Source organism: Cytobacillus sp. IB215316 (genome assembly GCF_033963865.1).
Classification (GTDB): Bacteria; Bacillota; Bacilli; order Bacillales; family SM2101; genus Nanhaiella; species Nanhaiella sioensis.
This window is the reverse complement of the sequence record NZ_JAXBMC010000007.1, coordinates 115,022-139,632: the sequence shown is the minus strand read 5'-3', so window position 1 is coordinate 139,632 and position 24,611 is coordinate 115,022. Positions and strand designations below refer to the sequence as shown.

Genomic DNA, 24,611 nt, shown 5'->3' with positions numbered 1-24,611 from the left:
TATAACTCATGTCAGGAAGGTTTCATAATCAAGTAGCAATTGTCACAGGTGGAAGTAGAGGAATAGGAAAAAGCATTGTTGAACAATTTGCTGCGGAAGGTGCAAAAGTAGCTATTTTTGATATAAATGAAGAAGCATTATATGAAGCTTCTCAGCAATTTCAGGAAAAAGGATTCGAAGTTTTTTCAAAAGTCGTTAATGTTGTTGATCCTATTGCCGTAAATGCAACGATTGATGAAGTATATAACAAATATGGATCGATAGATATACTTGTAAACAACGCAGGCGTTATTCGTGACAATTTATTATTTAAAATGACTGATGATGATTGGCAGACCGTTATGGATGTTCATTTAAAAGGATCATTTAATGTCACTCGTGCTGCTCAAAAACATATGGTGAAAAATAATTATGGGCGAATTATTAATATATCTTCAACTTCTGCACTAGGAAATCGTGGGCAAGTAAATTATGCAGCTGCCAAGGCTGGTTTACAAGGATTTACGAAAACACTAGCTATTGAATTGGGTAAATATGGAGTTACTGCAAATGTAGTTGCACCAGGATTCATAGAAACGGAAATGACCAAAGAAACAGCTAGAAGGATTGGTATATCGTTTGAAGATTTAATACAGGCTAGTATAGCAACGATCCCTGTTGGAAGGACTGGTAAGCCGAGTGATATTGCGAATGCTGTAACATTTTTTGCAGATGAAAAATCATCATTTGTAAATGGCCAAGTCATCTACGTCGCTGGAGGCCCAAAAAATTAACGAGTCATTGTGGGGTGTTATAGTTTGTTTAGAAAATTAATCGGCAAGCGTTCTAAAAAACATAGAAACACCATTGAAAGAGGAGCTGTCAAAAAATTTGCTGAGGCAATTGGTGATCCTCATCCTATTTTTGTAGATGAGAAAGTAGGGACGGAATCTCGATACAAAACTAATATTGCACCAGTAACGTTTCCAAGAGTATTAAATTATGGTGTAATTGAAGGTTTGCAGCTCCCTAAGAAAGGGCTGATCCACGGAGAAGAATTGTATCATTATGAAAGGCCACTACTTGTTAATGAAGAGATACTTTGTTATCAGGAAGTAGAGGATTCTTATGATAAATCGAGCAATAGTGGAGAGCTGGGCTTCTTAGTGCTCAAAAGCTACGGAGAAGATGTAAGCGGTAACATTGTATTTACTGCTAAGTCAACGATTGTTTTTAATGCTGCCTTACGAAAGGAGATGAACAGGTGATAGAATTGATGGAACTTAAGGTGGGGGATGCACTGAGTGATGTCGAATTACCACCTGTTTCTCGTTTAAATTTAATTAAATATGCTGGTGCTTCAGGTGACTACAATCCAATTCATACGATTGATGAAGAAGCTCAAAAAGCAGGTTTACCAGGGATTATTGCTCATGGGATGTGGACGATGGGGAATTTATCTAAGTTATTTAGCCCTTTTTTGCTAGATGGTTATATTCAAGACTATTCAATTCGCTTTAAAAGTATGGTTTTCATAAACGATATAATTACATTAAAGGCAACATTAATGGATCGTGAGAACAATAATTTGCATTTTGGAGTGGTGGCATTCAATCAACATAAACATGAAGTGATAAAAGGGAAAGTTAAATTCAATACTTATGTTTAAAAGCATGATTGTGTTGAATCTTCATTATCCCGATAATATAATTATCTGTAAATTTTTTAATAGATAAGGTAAAGAATATTACTTTATCTATTTTTTATTTGGTTTTTTTACTTGAACAATATCTGTATTGTTGACAGATACGACGTCTAACGCGTTGACCGATACAAGCTGTTCTATGATTATTAATAAAGGGCTCTTTTTGTAAACTTTGTTTGTATTTTAATTAAAAATGGACTATATTACGATTTTTATGATTGTATAAGTAGAAAAGATGCAACGAAGGCTAGATATATACGTGCTAATATCTTTGAACGAAAAGCAACAATCAATGCGAAAACAGCCTAATAAAAAGACCCCAATAAATTGGCGCCTCGAACCTACCTTCCCTCATTTTTTGCAACGATATAATTGAGATTCCTTATTTATATAACTCTTCGTCATTTTTTATAAATTATGTTTTAGATGATCATGTTGTCAGCATGAAAGGTTTTTATAGCATTAATTGTTTTTTTTATAATTGAGCTATACCTGAATATAACTAATGTTTGGGGTAACTAGTCCTTTCTAAGACCCTTAACAACATCAGTTACTCTTAATGTAAGTGAAAGAAGCAACAAAGTTTACGAATAGTGATTTATGTATTTCTATTTCATACAAATATATACCAAAAAGTAAAGTATTCTTGACCTAAAGTAAAAAATATATTACTCTTAAGCTGAGTAATTCGTATACGGAGTGATTAATTTGGTATTAAAGGAAACAGGTTATCTCGAAAACCGTCTATCTATCCTACGAGCAGAAAAGAAATGGTCACAAAAGGAGGTTGCTAATAAACTAGGAGTAAGTCGACAAACCATTATTTCGATTGAAAATAACCGTTATAATCCCTCGTTAAAATTAGCTTACGAAATTTCATTGTTATTTAATAAAGATATAAATGAAGTTTTTCAATATAATCGAAAGGGAGAGGAATCGTGTTAGAAGTTGGATTTTTGTTAACTCCATTATTTATTATTTTCTTGTATATTTCTTTAAAGTTTATATGGGGAGAAGAAGGAAAAGACGAAAGAGGAATACATATTTCTAATATATCGTATAAGAGATCATTTCCAATATTTTTAATAGGCTGGTTAATAATTGAATTATTTCATAAATATATTCAGCCTTTATCACTCGAAATCTACCGTGATAGTTTGTGGGTAGTAATTCTTGTTACATGCATTATTCAAGGAAGTGTTATTGTCTACTATAAAAGAAAAGTATAAATAATAGCCATTTTCATTAAGTATAATTATACAAGATTGCAAGAGTTATAAACTCTTAACCTTGCATACATAGGGTTATGTTGATTGTGTGATGAAGCTTTATATGACCGTAAACTAAGTTACTAGCTAGAGAGAAATCAAGTTATAGTAGCAATAACTGTATATGTTTTACATTATTACTGAAACAGTCCTTTTATGAAAATGAGAGACATAGGTTCGTTTTCCATCAAGATCTATTAGTAAGATAAATGGGTGTTTCCAATTTTCAATCGTTATTGGGGTTTTAATATTAGTAATTGACATTTAAAATGAGAACGATTTGGATCGTTATATGATATGCATGTGGCATTCGAGGCGACTTACTTTATATATTATTATCTTATCATAATGAGCTTAGTAGCTATTTTTCTCAATCTCTATATGCAGAGGAGACTACATATAGAGAATCTTTTTTTGGTACTACCACTTCTTATATTCATTTGTAACGGAAGAGTTCATCAAATCTAGAAAAATTGTTTTGCCTAAGGGGTAATATTTCATTATATGATCAGATAATTTAACACAAAACAAAAGTTAGTTTGAAGTAAGGACATTGTATACTTAAGGTGTTATAATGAATTGTTTCGCATCTATTGTAGGAATGAAGACATTATGTCGCTTTTCATTATAAGAATTAAACGCAATTAGGTCGAGGTATCTTTAATTAGGCTAAAAAAGTTAAATAATTGACATCAGTTTTCTCAATTGTAAGTGAAGTTTAAAAAAAGAGCCATATAAAAAACTAAAATTGGCAACTAGGTGTCATTTGATAAATGTTTTGAAGCTAATATGTATAGTATTGGATCATATATGGAGTACTAGTTACTCTTTTTTTTATTGTGTCATTCTAAGAAGCATGCTATTTGATATTTTTCATTCAATCTTATTAATAGCTGAATGTTGACTTAAGGTTATATTCTATCATACGTCAGTCATGTATATGTTTTTATACATAACAATGTATAAAAATTTACACATCATATTTAACTTCTTTCAAGTACATAATTAAATATCATACATAAGTCTCATTGGAAATAATGACATTTTATTTCCTTTTTTTTATGTAGTTCAAATGTAGTAATTTTTAGTTGTTGCGATAGTTTTGGTATATCAATTGCAATTTTATATTAACAAGGCGAACAATCATCGGTATTGTTGTCTAAATATTAGAAAAGAGGTGTTGTTCGGTTTTATATTTTTTGTTGATTGGGGGGAGGAGTTACGACGTATTCATGTGATTGATTCCAAGTCCTAGTCCTAGGAATTGATTACGGTATGTTTACACTTATTAAGTAAATATGTTGCATTTTAAAAAAACAGAAAATTAAGAAAAAAGAATAACTATACAAAAAGGAGGAATTATGTTGTCAAAAAAACGAAAGGTCATGTACAAAATTACTAGCATTATCCTTGTATTTACTGTTATGTTATCGACAGGTTCCCTTACTCAAGCCAACTCAATTAATAATGATCATGCTTCTATCGTCAAGGGAAGAGAGGAAATAAAAAAGCCGTTACAACATGCACCTGGATATAGCGATTTGACATTTTCAGATTTGAGTAGCGTGTATGAACACAATGATGTTCATAATACGGTTCGATCAATAAAATCTAATAACATCGAAAAAAATGTTATATCAGCAACTAGCACAGTTATAGATTTTGCTTATTTAAATAATTTGTCCTATGACAGTTTAATAGACTACCTAATATATGATCTTAATAGCGTCGATGATATAGAGGATTTTTGGACGTTTAGCTCAGATGCTGTTGACTTTTATGTTGATGAAAGTCGCCATCAAGCATTATTAGATGCAATCGTACAACAAGCTCCTCAGTGGAGAGAAACAAATGATGTAGGTTTAATCAATCTTATAGAGATGGCAAACAGACCTTTTTATAAATCAGATGAATATAGTGAATTAAGCTTTTATGAAGACTTGGAGTATCGAGAGAAAGTAAATCCAGCGATCAATGCAGTTTTAGACAATCGTAATGTTGGTTTTAGTGACACGGCTGAAGGCAACTACTTGATCACCCAATTAAGCTGGTTTTTAAATCATGCGGTTACAGATAGTGATATGTACTATAAATTTGGTGATGTTGTTCGTGAGTTTACTTCTAATTTAACATTGTATGCCGACTATGATGAAGCAATTGATGCTTATATAGAATTTATTTATTCACTTGATTGGCAAACAAAATATAACTATGGGACAACAGGTTGGGAGTTTAACGCTGGTTTAGATTATTTAATAGAACAAATAACTCGTTTTATTTACGAGATGGAAGAAGATTACCGTTTAGTATGGGCATTAGACAACACTATGTGGCTGATCCTTCATTTTAACGTAGGTGGATATCATTCAAATGAATATTATGGCTATGAGGCTATTACAGAAGCTCTTGATACAGTATACAATAGATGGGGAGCAAGGGAATATTTAGCTCTTTATCATATTTATTGGCAATATGATGGCATAGATGCAAATGGAACAACTGTAGCAAGAGTAGCTCCTTATGATTCATTTGTTGATCGATATTTCGGTAATGAATATGTGTTTGAAGCTGGTGAGTTTACAATTTGGGCAGGAGATGACGTACCAGAGGACAAAATAAAAAGAATGTATTGGGCAGCAAGAGAAGTTAAGTCACAGTTTCATAGGTTTTCTGGAACCGATAATCCAGCCGACGGACCTGGAAATCCTGATGACAACTTATTATCAATTGTGTATAACAGCAAATTTGAATACCAACTTATGAATGGCTTATTAAATAATGATTATAGTGTTGAAAATGGTGGTAGATATATAGAAAGTGCAGGATTATTCTACACATGGGATAGAAGTGTTGCAGCAGGAGATAGTAGGTTTGAATTAGAAGAGTTGTTTCGACATGAATATACGCATTACTTAATGAGTAGATTTCTAATACCAGGTTTTTATGCTGACACTCCTTTGTACGATAACAATAACAATTTACCTTGGTTCGGCGAAGGCGGAGCTGAATTTTTCGCTGGTTCTACTAGAACTGGTGTAGACGGTAGAAATGTGATGGTTGAGGAAATAGGTGACCCAGCCTCTCGGTTTACAGTTGAACAAGTGATCAATGCTACTTATGATTTATATGGTTTTGATTATTATGATTATGCTTACAGCTTCTATGATTTTATGGTCAACGGCAACGACGGAGACTATTTATATATTTTAAATGATTTAAATGAAATTGTAGCTAACGAAGATTTTGAAAGAGCTTCAACTTTGTATAGGCAATATGTAGATGATCTTTCTCAAGACAATGCCGTTGAAGCAGCATACCAGCAACATATGAATGAAATGTGGGAAAATTACACGAATGGAGAGTACCGCACTGTTTTAGTAGGTGATGAGTATTTATACGAGCATCCTGAAAGGTCTATAAGACAAATTCAGAATGATATTACTAATTTGATGAATTTAGATAATGTTGAGGTGACAACAAAATCATCGACTTTCTTTGAAACATTTACGCTTGAAGGAACATACGTTAGTGAAAGCTCATCTCGTGGCGAAGCTGTTGATATTGCTGAGATGGATAATGCTACGAATACTGCATTAAGTGAACTAGATAATAGTGGTGTTTGGAGTGGTTATAAAACTGTTACTGCTTATTTTGTAAATCATCGAGTCAATTCAAATGGACAATTTGAGTTTGATGTAGTCTTGCATGGAATTTATGCAGGCGAAACGAATAACAGTGTGCCAATTGCAGTGATTAATGCTCCTGCTAGTGTTGTAGTTAATGAACCGACCTTATTCACAGGTGGTGATTCATATGATGAAGACGGTTCTATCGTGAATTATGAATGGGATTTTGGAGATGGAAACATAAGCTCAGAAGAAAATCCTATTCATATATATGAAGAAGCCGGCTCATTTGTCGTAACATTATCGGTAACAGATAATGAAGGAGCTACTGGATTTACAACTAAGACGATAGTTGTAGAAGGATCTGATGAAGAAGGAACAGAAACGGAACCAAATAACCGAAAATCAGCTGCGAATAACATACAAGTTGAAGGTGAAATTAAGGGCTCTTTAGATTATGCAACTGGAGATCATACAGACTGGTTTTATTTTGATGTTGAAGAAGCAGGTGATATCGTTGTAAATGTTACAAAAACAGGTGGAGAAATAAATGCCATAGTAGAAGATGAAAATGGTAATCGGATTGGCCAGCCTCTAAGAAATAATACAATGACGCTATCCACAGGGAGATATTATGTGATCGCTTATACATGGTCTGGAGAATCTGCTGATTATACAATATCAATATCTCACGACAATGCTAGTACAAATATTGCTCCAGTAGCTATCATAAATGCACCTAGTAGTGTTGTTGTAAATGAAACAGTTGCGTTCGATGGTAGTGATTCATATGATGAAGATGGATCGATAACTTCTTATGAGTGGGATTTTGGTGACGGTCATACGAGTTCAGTGCCAAACCCAACCCATGTTTATGAAGAAGTAGGTTCATTTGATGTGCAATTAACTGTTACCGATGATTTTGGAGAAACAAGTGTGACAATAATGAGCATCACTGTTAATAATGACGTACTAATAACTGAAACTGAGCCAAATAATCGAAAATCTAATGCCAACTTCATTGAAGGCAGTATTGTTGGGTCTCTTGATTATGAAGCAGGAGATCATACTGATTGGTACTATTTTGATATGGTGAATGATGGAGAAGTGACAATTAACCTTAATCGTTCCGGTGGAAATTATAATGTTGTTGTTGAGGATGAGAATGGTGAAATTGTAGCAGAGCCACTTCGTGACAATGTTTTTCACCTTCCAATGGGTACGTACTACATTATAGCTTATACATGGTCCGGGGAGGAAATAGTCGATTATTCGATTCAAATCACAAAATAGATTTGTGATCTTAACTTTCCAAACAGACAAAGGAAAATAAATTTAAGTTTAACAAAGAAGCAATAGACCAAATCTACTCAATGATTTGGTCTATTGCATACTATATAGTGAAAAAAGAGTTGAAAGTCAATTGTGAAAAAAAACAGCAGTTTTTCGTGTATAAGGTGAGTGTGTGACTGTTGATGTTATAAAAAATTCTTTTTCCTTAAATATTATGGATAGCGTCTAATTCCCATATAATAATTATTAGAACAAGTGCACGTGTGGCTATTTTAACTGGTTGTAATAACTGTTAACGTGTTGGAATGATATAAATGTGTTTACGTAGATACCCTTTCTTGCGTTTATAGTTAGCAGCTGTTAGGTAAATTTAAGTTCCATTCTTCTGCTTTTTGTAGTCATTCCAATTGACTTATAAAATTCAATGGCAGATATATTTTTCTCGGATACTCCCAATTCGATACTATCAACTGTGAGACTTTTCCCGAAATTAAAAACATATTTAGTTAGCTTTTTTCCGATGCCTTTCTTCCGGTGCGTTTCAGCAACTGATAAACTGTTTATAACCAATATTTTCCTTGCTCTGACAAAAGAATTTTCGGTTATTTCTTCTTCCTTCGTCACTATAACACCAACTATATCCTTGCCAATAGTAGCCACAAAAATATGTTGTTTACCATCATTCAATTGACGTTCAAAGAATTCTTGCTCGACTGGATTGGGATTGTCAATGTATAAATCTGGTCTTGCACGCACGTGGAGGTTGTGAACTTGCCTAAATAAAGGCAACAATAACTCGTAGTCGTTCATATCAGCGTTTCGAATAGATACATCCATCTTTTTTCTTCCCCCTTAAAGATAGCTTACTTTTACCATTCCTCACCCTAAAACTGGCATATCTCTTAAACTATTCAATCCTTTAGTTGAGAAAAAATACTTTCTTTATATATTAACCATTAACATAAAATCCCACAAACTCTTTCCCTTATTATTTGAAAACCACAATATCTTACAAAACAGGCGAAACAAAAGAATAAATAGAGCATAAAACTAGGCTAAGCTAAGCTTGTTTTAATAATTATAGTCTCCGCCTTTATAGGTGGATCTTTCAATTAGGTGGTATGGGGTCATCACCTGATATGTTAGAAGCTGATCTGTAGATTAATGAATGCAGCAGACGTTATAAGCATTATTCTTTTCAAAATCCATCTTTTCGCTTTATGATTAGTAAGAATACGTAAATTTCATCTATTCGAAATAGTAAGTCGTTCATGCGAATAGTAATAATAGAACATTTAATATTGATGAAGGCTGTTTTCGTATAGATTGTTGCTGTTCGCACTAAGAGATCAATGCTTAAAAATCAAGTGTTCGTGGCATCTGTTCTCAATTTAAAATTAAGTCAATGGCGTAAATTTTTGCTGCTATCCTCAATTATCTCAATTGCAACAAAGCTTACCAAAAGAGCCTTGATGTAAAATGACTCTCGTTCTTTTGACAACTATCAGTAATTTAATAAGTGAAGGTGGGTTTAAATGACTTCAATTTCTGTTCCAGCTAGCAAACAGGCACACAATGAACAGATACAGGAAAACAAAATTGTCCTTATATGGAGTTTTACTGTGTGGCTTGTTGTGATGAATACAACGATGTTTAATGTAGCATTGCCGAGTGTGTTACACGATTTATCTTTATCTTCTGCTTCAGCGTCCTGGATTGTCTCTGCATATTCAGTGTCTTTTGCTATTGCAACGTTAACATTTAGTCGACTATCTGACTATATTCCAATTTCAAGACTGTTACTTATAGGCTTGATAATATTAGGTGTTGCTTCAGTGTTAGGGTTTCTTTCTCAGAGCTTTTTAGTTTTGCTTGTGGCACGTATATTTCAAGCTGCTGGTGCGGGGGCAGTTCCAGGACTTGCAATGGTAATTGCAAGTCGTTACATTCCACTTTCTAGAAGAGGGAAAGCGATGGCACTGATTTCATCGGCTGCTTCATTAGGTTTTGGGTTAGGCCCTGTAATAGGTGGGGCAATTACGCAATATTTGGGTTGGAATTATCTATTTGCTGTCACAGGTCTTGTTTTACTGTTTATTCCTATTTTTTTAAAACTATTACCTCAAGAAGAAGTGAAAAAGGTAAAGTTTGATACGATTGGTGGAATTCTTACCGCTTTATGTGTAACTGGATTGTTATTGTTTCTTTCAACTTTTTCTTATGTCATTTTAATAATTACAATTATGTTAATTTTTATTATGTGGAGACATATAGGAAAAACAGAACTTCCATTTATTCAACCTGCATTACTTAAAAATAGACAATATTTAAAGCTATTATTCATTGCTTTTTCTGCATTTATAATACACTTTGCCTCCTTATTCCTACTACCACTTATTTTAGCAAATGTGTATAATATGGAGCCTGCTGCAATTGGGATGATCATTTTTCCTGGTGCGATTTTATCTGCAGTAGCTGCACAGTTTATTGGACGATTAATAGATAAATTCGGTAATATACCTTTAATCACTTTCGGACAAACGTTTCTTATGATTGCGACTGTTTTGTTTGCTATCCTAGCTAGTATATCTCCATACTTCATTCTTGTAACATATATGTTCATGAGTATTGGTTTTTCTGCACTTACTTCAAGTATTTCTAATGAATTAACGAGGATTTTACCTAGTTCTGAAATAGGATCTGGTATGGGAATGGCTCAATTGACGCAATTCATTGGAGGCGCTTTTGGTGTAACATTAACAGGGATATTATTAACGATGCAACAACATAGAGGATTAATAGCAGAGATAAGTTATAGGAATATTTTTGTTGTTCTATCGTTGCTGCTTCTTTTGGCAATTGTTATGTTTGCACTGTACGTACGACATAAAATTCCAAATGAAAAAGGAGCTTAATTTTTACTAAGCGAAACATTTTTTGACGCCTATTAATAGTAAAGTTTAAGGAAAAAAGGTTGCTCTAGACCCACACGATGTATAGTTGTTATGATGTTACGTAAGATAAGTGGAGGGGTTATTATGGAGCAACAAAAATATCAAGAACTAAAAATGGGTGAACGTGGAGCAGTGATAAGTATCATTGCTTATATCTGCTTATCAGCATTGAAGTTATTTATAGGAAACACTGCAAATTCTCAAGCTTTAATCGCAGACGGACTAAATAATGCAACGGATATCATAGCATCTGTTGCAGTCTTAATAGGTCTAAAATTGTCTCAAAAACCACCTGATAAAAATCATCCATATGGCCATTGGAAAGCAGAAACAGTAGCTTCACTAGTCGCTTCGTTTATTATGATGTTTGTTGGTGTCCAAGTTTTATATGACGCTGTAATCTCAGTTGTAAGTGGCAAACATCAATCCCCTGACATGATTTCTGCATGGACAGGAATTTTTAGTGCAGTAGTCATGTATTTTGTATACATATACAATAGAAATTTAGGGAAGAAAATTAAGAGTCAAGCCGTCCTCGCTGCAGCTAAAGATAATTTATCCGATGCATGGGTAAGTATAGGTACAACTGTGGGTATAGTCGGTTCACAGCTTAATTTGCCGTGGTTAGATCCTCTCACTGCAATTATAGTTGCAATTCTTATTTGCAGAACAGCTTGGGGGATTTTTCAAGATGCATCGCTACATTTAACAGACGGTTTTGATGAAGAGCTCATAAGCTGTTACAAAGAAACAGTTCTTAGTTTATATGGCGTAAAAGGGGTAAAAGAGATTAGAGGAAGGAGGTATGGGAATAACGCTGTAGTAGACATTGTTATTCTTGTTAACTCTAACCTAAATATTCGTGAAGCACATGATATATCAACGATGGTTGAAAATGTCTTAAGAAATGAACATGAGGTATATGATATCCATGTTCATGTCGAGCCTAATTAACGGTTATAACGAAAAAAACAGCAGTTTATGAATTCAAAAAAACCACCAAGTACAATATATACAAATAATTATGTTAACACCGAGTTCCGACAGCTTTCACGTTATATAAGCAAACACTGTCATTAGCAAAAATTCATTCATTTTAATGTGTTAAGTTCATTTAAGTCCATGAATAGCAAATGGGTAACGACGAATAATAAAATGACTAACATAATTAGGTGGGATGATTTTGAAAAATGCTGTTATTTGTGCGTTTTTTATTGTTGTTTGCTTGTTAACAACTCATAATGTAAATGGAGAAGCTGAGAAGATCAAGTCAGCCATTATTATTGATGATTTTGGTGGGGGAGACGGTGGAGTGATGGAATTTTTGAAAGGTGATATTCCAATTACTGTCGCTGTTATGCCATTTGCTGATAACTCAATAGAGCATGCGATGTTGGCACATCAACAAGGGTTTGAAATAATGGTACATTTACCTATGCAGCCAAAGAAAGGAAAAAAATCTTGGTTAGGTCCAAAGCCCATAACAATTGATCTACCTCCATCGGAAGTGAAAAAGAGAGTAACTGAAGCAATCGAAAGTGTACCTTATGCAAAAGGTTTAAACAATCATATGGGTTCTCTCGTCGTTGAAAATGAAGATATTGTCAGAGCAATTGTTGAAGTTGTTAAACAAAAAAACATGTATATTGTAGATAGTGTTACAAGCCCAAACTCTAAGTTTCCCGAAATTGCTGAGGAGCTAGGTGTTCCACTACTAGAAAGAGATATTTTTCTAGATGATATATCCTCTGTGTCTCATGTGACGAACCAAATGTTAAAATTAGCAGAAGTTGCAGAAGAGTACGGGGTAGGAATAGCAATTGGGCATGTTGGTGAGACAGGTAAAGTTTGTTATACTGGAATATCACAATCAATGAAGCAATTTAAGGAACGAAACATTCAAATTGTTCCAGTATCTGACCTAATTGATGATAAGTATTTTGAATTTAAATAAGGAATAGTCACATAGCTTGTTCTTTTTACGGGGTGTACTTTATCCTGAATGATATGGGATTAAGATTAACGTTTGTTTACCCATGCTGTTAGTAATTTTATTATGAAGGGTTAAAAAAACATTTACCACCAAACAAAAACATGTAAATAGGGAAGATTAGAACGTTGGATTATGATTTATGGTAAAATGTATGATAGACTTTAACTATTTTTATCTATTGTTTAGCTATAGCTCAACACAAATTATCCGGTCTATTGATTTATAATAGTTGAGTCAGGGGTAGTATAAGGGAGAGGAATTAATGAATATTATTAGTCATTCAGTTGAAAAATTAAAAGACCCTACAGGGATCTTAGTTGGAGATAGATACGAATTTCTTTTACATATTGAAGTAGTGGAAGATGATGACTTATTTAGTCCTGAAGGTTTATATATAAAAGCCATCTTCGCAGTTTATGAAGATGATTATAAAGTTGCGCAATATCAGATTTTTGAAAAAAACACAAATAAATATTATGATTGGGCTTTAGACGCAGAGGAAGAAATCCAAGTATTAAACTATTGCAAACAAAACTTTGAATAAATTTAGGGTTTAAGAAGGGCGATATCTCAGTAGGGGTACTGTCCTTTCATCTTTTTAGCATGACATTCATATCATTCGTGCATAGGGTAGACAGCATTGAATTAATTACAAAAAACGTAACACGTAAAGAAAGCAGGTATAGCAATGCAAGATTTTTTGTCATTAAACCTTTCAGATACATTAATCAATACATTAACAAATGAAGGAATCGTTCAACCTACACCGATTCAGGAACGAGCAATCCCAAAAATACTCGACAATAAAGATGTTATAGCTCAAGCACAAACTGGGACTGGTAAAACAATTGCGTTCATGTTACCGATTTTAGAAAAGATTGATACGAGAAAAGGACACATTCAAGCACTTATTGTAACTCCAACACGAGAGTTAGCCTTACAAATTACTGCTGAATTAGAAAAATTTATTGCGGATGTAGAAGGTGTTCATGCTTTAGCAGTATATGGTGGACAAGAGGTAGATAAACAGCTAAAAAAATTAAAACAAAACACTCAAATCGTCGTTGGAACGCCAGGTCGCCTTTTAGATCATATTAAAAGAAAAACGATTGATTTATCTACAATAGATATTCTCGTGCTTGATGAGGCCGACCAAATGTTGAATATAGGATTTCTAACTGAAGTAGAAGAAATCATTAAAGAGACTCCTGATAAACGTCAAACATTATTATTTTCTGCTACAATACCTACAGAAATAAAAAAATTAGCTTCAAAATATATGCATGACCCTACATACATTCAAGTTGAAAAGATTCAAGGGCCAGCAGATAATGTTAAACAAATAGCAATACATACAATTGATCGTGCCAAACAAGCTACACTCTTCCATTTAATAGATACTCGTCGCCCATATTTAGCAGTCATCTTTTGTAGAACGAAGAGAAGGGTTAGTAAGCTGTACGACATACTGAAATCAAAAGGATATTTATGTGATGAACTACACGGAGATTTATCACAAGCAAAAAGAGAGCAAGTGATGAAACGGTTTAGAGATGTACAGCTTCAATTGCTTATTGCAACAGATGTGGCAGCAAGAGGGCTTGATGTAGAAGGTGTTACTCATGTTTTTAACTATGATATACCACAGGATGCCGAAAGCTACGTTCACAGAATTGGGAGAACTGGTAGAGCTGGTATGCCAGGAGAGGCTATTACCTTTTACTCTTCTAATGATCGCCCAGTCCTTGATATGATTGAAAAAGATCTAAACATCAAGATAGAAAAACAAAACGTAGGTAAAATAACGAAGAACGAGGACAAGGGTAAGAAAAAAAATTATAAATCAAACAGAACTAATAAGAATAAATATTCTCGTCAAGATAGTAAGGACGAATCCAATTCTAAATCAACAACTAAGTCTAATAAGCAAAGTTCAAGGTCGAGGCAATCACAAAAAACTCATAACGATGAGTCTGGGTCCACATTTAAAGGTAGTAGGAATAGCTCTAAAACTAGTTCGAATAAAAAATTGCATCGGAAGAAGAATGTCAAAAAGAAGGCTACTCAAAAAGGGAGAAGAAAATAAGTCATGTTAAGCAAAGTACTTCAAAAGAGATCGTGAGTGTAGGTTAAACTACTGTGGTGAGACACTACTACTTTGAAAAGTTTGTGCTTATCTTAAAGGTGAAAACCATCCAAACAAAAAAATGTTAAACAGTGGTGAGGAATAGTATATGAAATTGGTTTCATGGAATGTTAACGGTATAAGGGCATGTGTAAAGAAAGGATTTTTAGATTATTTTAATGAGGTTGATGCAGATATTTTTTGCATTCAAGAGTCAAAATTACAGCACGGTCAAATTGACTTAGATTTAACAGGATATTTTCAATATTGGAACTACGCTTTGAAAAAAGGTTATTCTGGAACAGCGATATTTACCAAAATAAAGCCACTATCTGTCTCATATGGGGTGGGAGATAATGAAAGTGAGCCTGAAGGTAGAATTATTACATTAGAGTTTGATAAATTTTATTTAGTAAATGTTTATACTCCTAATGCTCAAAGAGATTTAGCAAGACTTGAATATCGTTTACAATGGGAAGATAATATAAGAACTTATCTTTTGGAATTAGATAACATCAAACCTGTAATCCTATGTGGAGACCTTAATGTAGCTCATAAAGATATCGATTTGAAGAACCCTAAGTCAAATAGGGGCAACTCTGGATTCACTGATGAAGAACGTGAAAAGATGACAAATCTGCTTGATGCTGGTTTTGTTGATTCTTATAGATTTCTTTACCCTAATAAGGAAGGTGCTTATTCTTGGTGGTCCTATCTGAACAAAGTAAGAGAAAGAAACATTGGATGGAGAATAGATTATTTTATCGTATCCAATAAACTTAAATCGATTATGTTAGATTCAGAGATTCATTCACAAATATCCGGAAGTGACCATTGCCCTGTTTTACTAGAAATGGATATGTAACAAGTTAGTTAAAAATAGTTGTATGAAGTCATTTTTTATTATAAATTAACTAAGTAATGTATTAGATCAATTTGGAAATACTGTTTACAAGTAAATTTATTGAAGGTGGACGAACTTATGGTATATTTTCTCTTTTTCATTGCTGCATGTTTTACTATCTTTCTAGCTGTCCAGTTGTCAAAACATGCTGATATTATTGGAGAAAAATCAACTTTAAATGCAGCGGTGTTAGGGTTAATGCTTGGTGGAGCAACATCGTTACCTGAAATCACAACGAGTGTGACTTCTATTTTTATTGAAAATCCAGATATTGCAACTGGAAATGTACTAGGTAGTAATTTATTTAATTTGTTAATACTAGCTCTCGTAGATCTCTGGTATCGAAATAAGCAGATTTTTAATTACTCTAGCAAAGAAAATGGTTATACAAATGTCCTTGTAATGACCCTTTCAAGTATTATTTTTATATCACTTTATATAAGAGTCCCAAATCATTTCTTTTCAATTGGAATAGATACGATTGTGTTAATTAGTGTTTATATATTAGGCATCGTACTGTTATCAAAGGTTAAAAAACCACAGCTAGAAGTAGAAGTTCAAGGAGAATCAACTAAATATGCACATGAATCTTTAAAAAAATCTGTTCGAACTTTCATATTGACTGCTTTTCTTATTCTGCTTTTTGGTACCCTGTTAACTATTACAGCAGACCAAATAGCTACACTAACCGGCATTGAGGCTTCCTTTATAGGATCATTTTTAGTAGCAGCAAGTACGAGTTTACCGGAAGCAGTGTCTATTGTCGTTGCGGTGCGGCTTGCAAACTATGGCCTTGCGATTGGTTCAATACTCGGTAGTAATATCTTTAACATACTAATTTTAGTGTTTACTGATGTTATGTTTAGAAGTGGTAGTCTGTTGTTCTATTCTAGTCCAAGCCATATTTATACTGTATTAGGAACCCTTATCCTTTCATTCATCACATACTATGCAATATTAAGAGAACGCTCTATAAATAAAGTTACATACGTTTTGCCAAGTTTATTCGTCGTTATATGTTATTTTATCACTAGTTATGTTATTTTTAGTAAATTATAATAGGCTCACTTTATAGCTATTGTTTAAATTAATACAAGAATATATGTTTTTGACAATACCTCAGTGTCTAAATGTAATACTTGAATTTATGCAGCTATTGTCGTTCAAAATACACCAATAATTAAAATTAACTTCAAGTTCCGTTAGATACATACATCTAGAAGAAGCTTAAGCAGAAGGTTAAACTTAAGCAGACAATAAAGGCGTGTTCAGCTACAATGAACAACTAATAAAAAACAAGCCTTCAAAATTAATCAGATGAAGGCTTGTTTTTATTGTCAGGCTCTTTTTTTTTAGAACCAAATTAGTATATTAGGTTATCGAGAAAAAATGCCACGAACGTATTTTAGGTGTTCATTTACATAGCTCGAAAAGCATCCTATTATTTTGTAAATACGTCATTTGATCACGCATCAGCTACATCAATTAGACGTTCATTCTAAGCTCTTCAGCGTACACAAGCTTGCCGTTGATAAACGTTTGCTCAACTTTATTTCTTAAGTCAAATGGGTCTCCGCTCCAAAGTACGAAATCAGCGTCTTTCCCAACTTCAATAGATCCAATCTTTTCTTCCAACCCTAAGTGTTTTGCAGCATTTAACGTAATAGCTTTTAATGCAAGCTCTTCTGTTAAACCATATTTCACAGCTAAAATAGCACTAGTCATCAAGTGGTCTATGCCGACAACTGGGTGATCTGTAGTAATAGAGAATGGTACATCTTCATTAGCTAACGCTTGAAGTGTGTGCCAACCTTTATCAGCAAGTTCAATTTTTGATCGAGAAGACATTGTAGGTCCAACAGCTACACGAACATTATGCTTAGCAATGAAAGGAGCAATTTTATGACCTTCTGTACAGTGCTCAATCGTAAGGTCGAAGCCAAATTCATTTTTTAAACGTAATGCAGTTACTATATCATCAGCACGATGTGCATGAACACGTAATGGAATTTCTTTATTAAGTACTTTTGCAATATTTTCTAGCTCAAGTTTACGATCAACCTTGCCCTTTTTCCTATTTTCAATATAATTTTGTGCCTCAATTAATTTTTCTCTTAACAGTGCAGCTGTCCCCATTCTTGTTATAGGCAAAATACCTTTACCACCATGAAAGCGTTTTGGATTTTCACCCAGAGCAGCCTTTAATCCCGACGGACTTTTGACTACCATTTCGTCAATGATATGGCCGACCGTTTTTACGATAACCATTTCACCACCGATTACATTGGCACTTCCGGGCATGATTTGGACAGTGGTAACTCCAGCAAGACGTGCATCATTAAATCCCTTTTCAATAGGATTAATACCATCTATTGCTCGAACTTGAGGAGTTGACGCTGCGCTTACTTCGTTGTAATCTTGTCCTTCTTTACCAATTCCCTCTTCATGAATTCCTAAATGTGTATGGACATCTATTAGACCTGGTGTAATAACTTGGCCTCTAGCATTCACAACCTCACATCCATCAGGAATAGCAATATCATTTCCAATTTTTACGAATTTCCCGTCAGAAACAATGATTGTGCCTTCACTTAATTTTGTTCCATTACCAATATAACCAGTCACATTTGTAATTGCTAACATCAAAATCCTCCTAAAATATCAATAAAATAACTTAATTGTTCTATTAATCATATTTTTCTATCTATATCTTATTGATCATAATGGATATTTGAAATATTGTAAATAGATTGCAACCAGCCGAATCTATTAACTGTTTGCTGTCATTTTACTATAAGAAAATGAGAATCTGTGCTAAAAAAGTTTCCTCGAAATATAACGAAAATGATGCAATTTTAGCATGAGGTTTACGCGTAGCACTGATGGTGTTACTATAATGACTAATTCGTTTATTGAGGACTAGATTCTTCGCTATAGTATTGAAAGGAATAAAAGCAAAGCAAAAAAACCTAAAGTGGAATTATGATAAAAAGGCAAATTCTTGTTTTATCTTTGGGTGACTTCAGTTAGTTGATACTCAAAAGCTCTTATCATCGTTAATACTGTATTTGAAATTTTGTCGCTACAATTTCAACAATATTACCGTTAAAAGGTGTTTTTATCCAAGATTCTGATTTTTCATGTAGTAAAGATGCAACGAAACGATTATTCTATAGTAAAAAATCAACATGGAAACAAGCTTTTTCTTTTTATAACAATAATTAATTAAATAGACATTGGAGAAAAAACAATGAGGATGTTAGCTAAAAGAAAATTATTGTCTTTTACATCGATTCAATTGATTGTTTTTTATTATACAGTTGCTGCGATCGTATCAACAATTTTACTCATGCTTCCTATCGCTGTAAAAGATGGTGTGGAATGGTCATTTATAGATGCTTTATTTACTGCTATCAGTGCAATAAGCGTAACAGGGCTAACTGTTGTGTCGACTGTTGACACATTTAGTGTTCCAGGAATTTTTATCTTGGCATTTATTTTACAATTTGGTGGCATTGGTTTAATGACATTAATGACTTTTATGTGGATGTTGTTTAGAAAGAAAATTTCATATCAAAACCGAAAGCTCATTACTTATGACCAAAATCGCATTACATATAAAGGGCTTGTCATGTATATTAAACAAATTTTATTAATCATAATCACGATTGAGACGTTAGGTATGCTTATTTTAGGCACATATTTCTTAAAGTATTATCCTAATTGGCAAACCGCATTTTTACAAGGTTTCTTTGCTTCAATTAGCGCAACGACGAATGCGGGATTCGATATAACAGGGAGCTCTTTAGTACCATATGCAAACGACTATTTTGTTCAATTTATATATATCATTTTATTAATTGTTGGAGCAATTGGCTTTCCAGTCTTGATAGAACTGAGGGATAGTTTATCTTTTACGAAATGGAACGAAAGGTTTCGTTTTTCACTATATGTAAAGCTCACTACACTTACTTTTTTGATTTTAATTGTAGTTGGAGGACTATTGATTTTCCTCTTCGAATTTAATCATTTTTTTTCACATAAATCGTGGCATCAATCACTGTTTTCTTCTTTGTTCCATTCTGTGTCAGCAAGGAATGGTGGCCTAGCAACAATGGATTTAAATAATTTTTCAACTGCTACTCAGCTTACATTGGCTATGCTTATGATTATAGGTGCATCACCTAGTAGCGTTGGAGGAGGGATACGTACTACGACCTTTGCTATTGTGATTTTAGCGATGTATGCACATATTAGAGGGCAAAGATCAGTGAAGATATTCAAGAGAAAATTAGAAAAAGATGATATTGCAAAGTCATTTGCCATTGTAATGATTGCTTTCTTCGTTTGTGCAAGCTCTGTTGTAATCTTGAGCATAATTGAACCATTTTCATTAAAGTCGATCATATTTGAGGTTTGTTCAGCGTTTGGAACGACAGGATTATCTTTAGGGATTACACCTAGTTTGAGCAATGCTGGTAAAATAGTCATTATTGTCCTTATGTTTATTGGAAGGATAGGAATTTTAACTTTTATTTATTCAATATCGGGTGAGCAAGAACAAGAACAGTATCGCTATCCTAAAGAGTATGTCTTAACTGATTAATAAGCACAAAGATTTGTGTGTATTATGCTTGCGAGAATAGAATGGGTCTTTCTGTATTTGAAAAAGACATCGTTTGTACCCCTTCCAATCTAAAAAAAGTCTCATGAAATATAGTAATCAACGTGCCTAGCTAGAATCAGACAATGTGCCTTTTTTTCTTTTTTTCTTGACCTTAACATTAATGTCATCGTTTATACTTAATTTACTTTAAGTAGCACAATCTTTAAGTGAGGGAGGTTGGTATATATAAGCTGAATAATAGCTATGATTTTTTTGCCAGCAAGCAGTAGTGGTATACCGTATAGTTAGATATGGAACAGGGTGGAGGTGTTCACATTTATGAAAATAGGTGAACTATCTAACATAACCGGGGTTAGTGAACGATCAATTCGATATTATGAAAAACAAGGGCTTATTACTCCCATACGTTTAGCAAATGGGTATAGGGAATATAATCAATCTGCTATAGAACAGGTAAATACAATCCAATTATATATAAATTTGGGACTAACAACTAAGCAAATTTCTAGCTTTTTAACATGCGTACTAAAAAACAATGAAGAGTTTTGTAGAGATGTATTACCAATATACAAAGATAAGCTTCAAGAGATAAACAACCAAATTAAACAGCTTGAAATGATTAAATCGAATCTTGAAGAAAGAATATTATACTTTACTACAGGTCACGAAGAAAAAGGGAAGCATGGTAGTTGTTAACGTATGCAAATTTACTACCACAAGAAACTTTCAAATGGTTGTACGATTAGGGAGTATCGTTAAGGTAAAGTCTGCTCGTGCATAAGTAAACTTTGTCGCTTCTTATAAACTTAAGTATAACTAGTATCGTTTTTAGAGAAGTAAAGATACCTCCAGCGTTAGTTATTATGCAGTTTAGCTCCTCTTGGAAAAAGCAACAAAAATTAATGAGCAATGAGTCAGAACAGTAAATGATTTTTGATGAGTTGACATCATTTTATGACAAGGTAGGATGCGAAGAACGTTATATGTATAGTGTTATGGCTAAAGTGCGAAAAGTAAAAATTAATGCGTAAATAGCTTTATTAAACGATAAGGGAGGTATATATGAATGGCGATCTTACACGTTACTGATAATTCATTTGCAAATGAAACTAATGATGGGCTAGTATTAGTAGATTTTTGGGCACAGTGGTGTCCACCATGCAAAATGATCGCACCAATTCTTGAAGATTTAGATCAAGAGTTTAGCCATAAATTAAAGATAGTTAAGCTAGATGTTGATGCAAATGAATGAACTGTATTAAAATATGACATTATGAGTATGCCTACATTATTACTTCTAAATAATGGTGAAGTGATCGAGAAAGCCGTTGGATATAAGCCAAAGGAACAACTAGTTAATTTAATTTCAAAGCATCTATAAGCTAGATTTAGGTGAAAAGGTAAATAGTATATTTTGTTGCACTATGGATATATGCTTTCATACAACACTTGGTTAGAAACACACTCCTACATAAAGAGGAGTGTGTTTCTTTATATTGTAGGTTTAATAGTTAACGATCTTCTAATAATTCCTTAACGTCATCTACCTTAAAGTCTAGTAGGATTTCTTTTTGCAATACACGTTTTAAAGTTTCAGCTACATTACTGTTGACATCTAATAAATCACGAATCGTTACTAGCCTTTGCGATTCAAATGCCGCCACAGCAGCTTGGATTTTTTCGCCTTCAGCATTCATTATATGTGCCAACGCTAACTCCTCAAAACCAACTGTAACTAATAAAAATAATAGAACATTCTCTTTATCATAATCAGGTAAAGTAGGTGCAACAGGCATTCCCATTATTAAATCCCTCCTTCTTTATTGTATTGTCTTACACTACATTTGTATGTTGATTGATAGATATTGCTTGTTTAAATGTCTATTTCTTTTTAAGGGAAGCTCAAATTGTATTTTTGTACTAGAAACTTACTAGTAGCAATTTAAAACAACTACAATAGAGGGAAATCGGTATACTTCCCGAATATATTAATTAATATTTAATTTTGTGATCAATTGTCTTATATCATATAGCTTATTGTTTAATAGGATTTGTTGTTGATTTACACAAGTAAGTGTACGCTGAACACTTTCAGTAATAGCAAGTAACTCAGTTGTGTTAATGGTTTGATTCTTAAAAGCAGTAAATGCCATCATTACTTTATTAGCTTCCGCTTCCATAAGTCGTGCTAAAGCTATTTCGTTTTCTGTAAGAGCTTGTATTAAAAACCATAATGCTTGATCCTTATCTATATTTCCTAATTCGGGAATAACTGGTAAATCCATTTGCAATCCCCCTTTCATTTACGAGGAATTTTATTTAGTACTAGAGGATAAAAACAAAATGTGTTATTGCAGAACTAGTCAGAAATATTATTGAAAAAAAATTTAAAGTTATATTTTGTCATAGATTCAGTGCCTATGAAGTACTAAACATACTCTTTAGAGTATTTTATGGAGAAGGTTACTATTCGCTTGTGCAAAAGGCTAGCATTGAAGGATTGTTTGAAATTTAAGGCTCTTTTCGACAACATAGTTGCTATTCATCCTAATTTAGGGTGCAACAATTAAATTTGTGCAGTTGCCATGATTTTAAATGCACCAAAGTTAGGCTTATACGTATTTATTATTTATTTTCTAGTACAAAAAAGTATAATTGATGTGAAAAACGTATAATTAAATGAACAATGGGAGATTAACCAAGATAGATTAAACCTTTCTTACTATAGTTCATTCTTTTGCTAAAATAATACATAGATACAATCACAATACAAGTTATTCACGAGGTAAATAAGTAGAAAGTGAGGCTATTGGATGAATGCAATTCGTAAGGAAATTGTACAATTTTTAGATGAAAATGTTTCAACCTTTATACAGTCTTGGAGACAACGTGTGCTTATTTCAGATAATGATATACATAAGGAAGAAGTTATTAATAACGGTAAAAAAATGTTTCAGTTAGTTAAGCTTAGATTGGAGAACGCATTAAGTGAGGGAGATGTGCGAAAATTAGCGTACAAGGTAGCTTCAGAAAGAGTAGAAGCGAACATTAATATTGGAGATTTAGTATTTAATGTTAATGAAGGACGCAAAGAAATTAATAACTGGATTATCAGCTCAGGGTTTCCCTACGACCAACTCATACAAATTTTAGAAGAAATAAATACAACTTTTGATCAATTCTCGTATTACACAGTAAGGAAGTATACAGAAATTAAGGAAGAGCAATTAGAGGAGAAAACTCTATTTATCGATCAAACACATAAAGAGCGCTTAACCATTTTAGGGCAAATGTCTTCAAGCTTTGTACATGAATTTAGAAATCCGTTAACAACCGTTATTGGTTTTACAAAGTTAATTAATAATGAATATCCAACGATAAAATATATTGATATTATCGAACATGAGTTACATCAATTAAACTCACGCGTGACTCAATTTCTTCACGTATCAAAAAAAGAATTAATAAACGGTGACAAATTTGAAGTTTCCTTGAAAAAATTGTTTGATGACCTACTAAATTTCATTTATCCAAGCATTGTAGATGGTGATGTTAAAGTTACTAAAAATATTCATTCCGATATTAGTGTTTTTGCAAATAAAGAGGAGCTTAGGCAAGTTTTTTTAAACATCCTATTAAACTCTATAGACGCATTGCAATATGTTAGACACACAAAAATAATGAATATTGACTGTAATACATCTGATGGCAAAGCTGAAATTACTATTTCAAACAATGGGCCTGTCATTCCTAAAGAGATCATTGCTGTGATTTTTGAACCGTTTTTTACGACTAAAGAATTAGGTACTGGAATTGGTTTGTATATTTGTAAGAAAATAATTAACAAACATGAGGGAGAGATTAGTTGTGTTTCTGATGAAAAGTTAACTACATTTTCTATTAAACTTCCTTTGTTTGTCAAAAAGGATAGAAGCGCCATTTCATAATAAATAGTTGAAGTATAATAATGTTTTGTTGTTATGGAAAAAAGCTCAGAGTGAATGAGATTTCCTCATAGGGAAACCAACTATAAACAAGATTTACCAAGACAAGGAATGTTAACAACAATCCTTTTTCAATGGTAGCTTAATACTACTGCTTTCTAGTTATTAAATTTATAACAACCTTAATCAAAGG

At 33.1% G+C, this 24,611-nt stretch carries 20 protein-coding genes and 1 pseudogene; 17 read left to right on the top strand and 4 right to left on the bottom strand.

Going from position 1 to position 24,611, the window contains the following annotated elements:
• Positions 1-8: 8 nt before the first annotated feature.
• The 6 genes from fabG (at position 9) to SLH48_RS13160 (ending at position 7,871) form a co-directional block, all read left to right on the top strand.
• A complete protein-coding gene (gene fabG, locus SLH48_RS13185; protein WP_320258574.1) occupies positions 9-773 on the top strand; it encodes a 3-oxoacyl-ACP reductase FabG in 765 nt (254 codons plus the stop codon).
• Positions 774-797: 24 nt separating this feature from the next.
• Positions 798-1,247, top strand: coding sequence for a MaoC family dehydratase N-terminal domain-containing protein (locus SLH48_RS13180; RefSeq protein ID WP_320258573.1), 450 nt, complete (start codon positions 798-800; stop codon positions 1,245-1,247).
• Positions 1,244-1,648 carry a MaoC/PaaZ C-terminal domain-containing protein gene (locus tag SLH48_RS13175; protein ID WP_320258572.1) on the top strand — a complete coding sequence of 135 codons (405 nt, stop codon included), beginning with the start codon at positions 1,244-1,246 and terminating at the stop codon, positions 1,646-1,648. The genes SLH48_RS13180 and SLH48_RS13175 overlap by 4 nt, the downstream gene beginning before the upstream one ends.
• A gap of 744 nt (positions 1,649-2,392) precedes the next feature.
• The gene (locus tag SLH48_RS13170) at positions 2,393-2,629 is read left to right on the top strand and encodes a helix-turn-helix transcriptional regulator (RefSeq protein WP_320258571.1); all 237 of its coding nucleotides are present in this window, start codon (positions 2,393-2,395) and stop codon (positions 2,627-2,629) included.
• Positions 2,623-2,913 (top strand): hypothetical protein, encoded by a 291-nt coding sequence (locus SLH48_RS13165; protein WP_320258570.1) that lies wholly within the window; start codon positions 2,623-2,625, stop codon positions 2,911-2,913. Before SLH48_RS13170 ends, SLH48_RS13165 begins: the two co-directional genes overlap by 7 nt.
• A 1,403-nt stretch (positions 2,914-4,316) precedes the next feature.
• Positions 4,317-7,871 carry a PKD domain-containing protein gene (locus tag SLH48_RS13160; RefSeq protein ID WP_320258569.1) on the top strand — a complete coding sequence of 1,185 codons (3,555 nt, stop codon included), beginning with the start codon at positions 4,317-4,319 and terminating at the stop codon, positions 7,869-7,871.
• A 360-nt stretch (positions 7,872-8,231) separates the two neighbouring features.
• Here the strand turns inward: SLH48_RS13160 and SLH48_RS13155 are convergent, their stop codons facing one another.
• Positions 8,232-8,708, bottom strand: coding sequence for an N-acetyltransferase (locus SLH48_RS13155; protein WP_320258568.1), 477 nt, complete (start codon positions 8,706-8,708; stop codon positions 8,232-8,234).
• A 698-nt stretch (positions 8,709-9,406) separates the two neighbouring features.
• On the opposite strand from SLH48_RS13155, the gene SLH48_RS13150 reads away from it, so the two are divergent.
• The 7 genes from SLH48_RS13150 to SLH48_RS13120 all read left to right on the top strand — a co-directional run bounded on the left by SLH48_RS13150 (position 9,407) and on the right by SLH48_RS13120 (position 16,906).
• Positions 9,407-10,786, top strand: coding sequence for an MFS transporter (locus tag SLH48_RS13150; RefSeq protein WP_320258567.1), 1,380 nt, complete (start codon positions 9,407-9,409; stop codon positions 10,784-10,786).
• A 123-nt stretch (positions 10,787-10,909) separates the two neighbouring features.
• On the top strand, positions 10,910-11,779 hold the full coding sequence (locus tag SLH48_RS13145; RefSeq protein WP_320258566.1) for a cation diffusion facilitator family transporter: 870 nt from the start codon (positions 10,910-10,912) through the stop codon (positions 11,777-11,779).
• Between the two features lie 223 nt (positions 11,780-12,002).
• A complete protein-coding gene (locus SLH48_RS13140; RefSeq protein ID WP_413785421.1) occupies positions 12,003-12,779 on the top strand; it encodes a divergent polysaccharide deacetylase family protein in 777 nt (258 codons plus the stop codon).
• A 301-nt stretch (positions 12,780-13,080) separates the two neighbouring features.
• Entirely contained in the window at positions 13,081-13,362 is a 282-nt protein-coding gene (locus tag SLH48_RS13135; protein WP_320258564.1) for a DUF6509 family protein, read from the top strand.
• A gap of 144 nt (positions 13,363-13,506) precedes the next feature.
• Positions 13,507-14,904: a DEAD/DEAH box helicase gene (locus SLH48_RS13130; RefSeq protein ID WP_320258563.1), complete on the top strand. Its 1,398-nt coding sequence runs from the start codon at positions 13,507-13,509 to the stop codon at positions 14,902-14,904.
• A 148-nt stretch (positions 14,905-15,052) separates the two neighbouring features.
• Positions 15,053-15,808: an exodeoxyribonuclease III gene (locus SLH48_RS13125; protein ID WP_320258562.1), complete on the top strand. Its 756-nt coding sequence runs from the start codon at positions 15,053-15,055 to the stop codon at positions 15,806-15,808.
• A 117-nt stretch (positions 15,809-15,925) separates the two neighbouring features.
• Positions 15,926-16,906: a sodium:calcium antiporter gene (locus SLH48_RS13120; RefSeq protein WP_320258561.1), complete on the top strand. Its 981-nt coding sequence runs from the start codon at positions 15,926-15,928 to the stop codon at positions 16,904-16,906.
• Between the two features lie 426 nt (positions 16,907-17,332).
• Here the strand turns inward: SLH48_RS13120 and SLH48_RS13115 are convergent, their stop codons facing one another.
• Positions 17,333-18,490: an amidohydrolase gene (locus SLH48_RS13115; protein WP_320258560.1), complete on the bottom strand. Its 1,158-nt coding sequence runs from the start codon at positions 18,488-18,490 to the stop codon at positions 17,333-17,335.
• A gap of 607 nt (positions 18,491-19,097) precedes the next feature.
• On the opposite strand from SLH48_RS13115, the gene SLH48_RS13110 reads away from it, so the two are divergent.
• The 3 genes and pseudogenes from SLH48_RS13110 (at position 19,098) to trxA (ending at position 21,855) form a co-directional block, all read left to right on the top strand.
• Positions 19,098-20,453, top strand: a complete 1,356-nt coding sequence (locus SLH48_RS13110; protein ID WP_320258559.1) for a TrkH family potassium uptake protein — start codon at positions 19,098-19,100, stop codon at positions 20,451-20,453.
• A 339-nt stretch (positions 20,454-20,792) separates the two neighbouring features.
• Positions 20,793-21,170: a MerR family transcriptional regulator gene (locus tag SLH48_RS13105; protein ID WP_320258558.1), complete on the top strand. Its 378-nt coding sequence runs from the start codon at positions 20,793-20,795 to the stop codon at positions 21,168-21,170.
• Positions 21,171-21,540: 370 nt separating this feature from the next.
• Positions 21,541-21,855 (top strand): annotated as a pseudogene (trxA, locus tag SLH48_RS13100) (thioredoxin).
• 130 nt (positions 21,856-21,985) lie between these two features.
• Here the strand turns inward: trxA and SLH48_RS13095 are convergent.
• Together SLH48_RS13095 and SLH48_RS13090 are read right to left on the bottom strand one after the other, a co-directional pair.
• Entirely contained in the window at positions 21,986-22,276 is a 291-nt protein-coding gene (locus tag SLH48_RS13095; RefSeq protein WP_320209890.1) for a hypothetical protein, read from the bottom strand.
• A gap of 186 nt (positions 22,277-22,462) precedes the next feature.
• On the bottom strand, positions 22,463-22,759 hold the full coding sequence (locus SLH48_RS13090; protein WP_320258557.1) for a hypothetical protein: 297 nt from the start codon (positions 22,757-22,759) through the stop codon (positions 22,463-22,465).
• A gap of 528 nt (positions 22,760-23,287) precedes the next feature.
• Here SLH48_RS13090 and SLH48_RS13085 point away from each other — a divergent pair.
• Complete coding sequence (locus SLH48_RS13085) at positions 23,288-24,421, top strand: histidine kinase N-terminal domain-containing protein (RefSeq protein ID WP_320258556.1); 1,134 nt, start codon at positions 23,288-23,290, stop codon at positions 24,419-24,421.
• The last annotated feature ends 190 nt before the right edge of the window (positions 24,422-24,611 follow it).

Coding starts and splice junctions, on each gene's coding strand:
- fabG (WP_320258574.1), top strand. CDS start 9: ATGTCAGGAAGGTTTCATAATCAAGTAGCAATTGTCACAGGTGGAAGT.
- SLH48_RS13155 (WP_320258568.1), bottom strand. CDS start 8,708: ATGGATGTATCTATTCGAAACGCTGATATGAACGACTACGAGTTATTG.
- SLH48_RS13150 (WP_320258567.1), top strand. CDS start 9,407: ATGACTTCAATTTCTGTTCCAGCTAGCAAACAGGCACACAATGAACAG.
- SLH48_RS13145 (WP_320258566.1), top strand. CDS start 10,910: ATGGAGCAACAAAAATATCAAGAACTAAAAATGGGTGAACGTGGAGCA.
- SLH48_RS13140 (WP_413785421.1), top strand. CDS start 12,003: ATGATTTTGAAAAATGCTGTTATTTGTGCGTTTTTTATTGTTGTTTGC.
- SLH48_RS13135 (WP_320258564.1), top strand. CDS start 13,081: ATGAATATTATTAGTCATTCAGTTGAAAAATTAAAAGACCCTACAGGG.
- SLH48_RS13130 (WP_320258563.1), top strand. CDS start 13,507: ATGCAAGATTTTTTGTCATTAAACCTTTCAGATACATTAATCAATACA.
- SLH48_RS13125 (WP_320258562.1), top strand. CDS start 15,053: ATGAAATTGGTTTCATGGAATGTTAACGGTATAAGGGCATGTGTAAAG.
- SLH48_RS13120 (WP_320258561.1), top strand. CDS start 15,926: ATGGTATATTTTCTCTTTTTCATTGCTGCATGTTTTACTATCTTTCTA.
- SLH48_RS13115 (WP_320258560.1), bottom strand. CDS start 18,490: ATGTTAGCAATTACAAATGTGACTGGTTATATTGGTAATGGAACAAAA.
- SLH48_RS13110 (WP_320258559.1), top strand. CDS start 19,098: ATGAGGATGTTAGCTAAAAGAAAATTATTGTCTTTTACATCGATTCAA.
- SLH48_RS13105 (WP_320258558.1), top strand. CDS start 20,793: ATGAAAATAGGTGAACTATCTAACATAACCGGGGTTAGTGAACGATCA.
- SLH48_RS13095 (WP_320209890.1), bottom strand. CDS start 22,276: ATGGGAATGCCTGTTGCACCTACTTTACCTGATTATGATAAAGAGAAT.
- SLH48_RS13090 (WP_320258557.1), bottom strand. CDS start 22,759: ATGGATTTACCAGTTATTCCCGAATTAGGAAATATAGATAAGGATCAA.
- SLH48_RS13085 (WP_320258556.1), top strand. CDS start 23,288: ATGAATGCAATTCGTAAGGAAATTGTACAATTTTTAGATGAAAATGTT.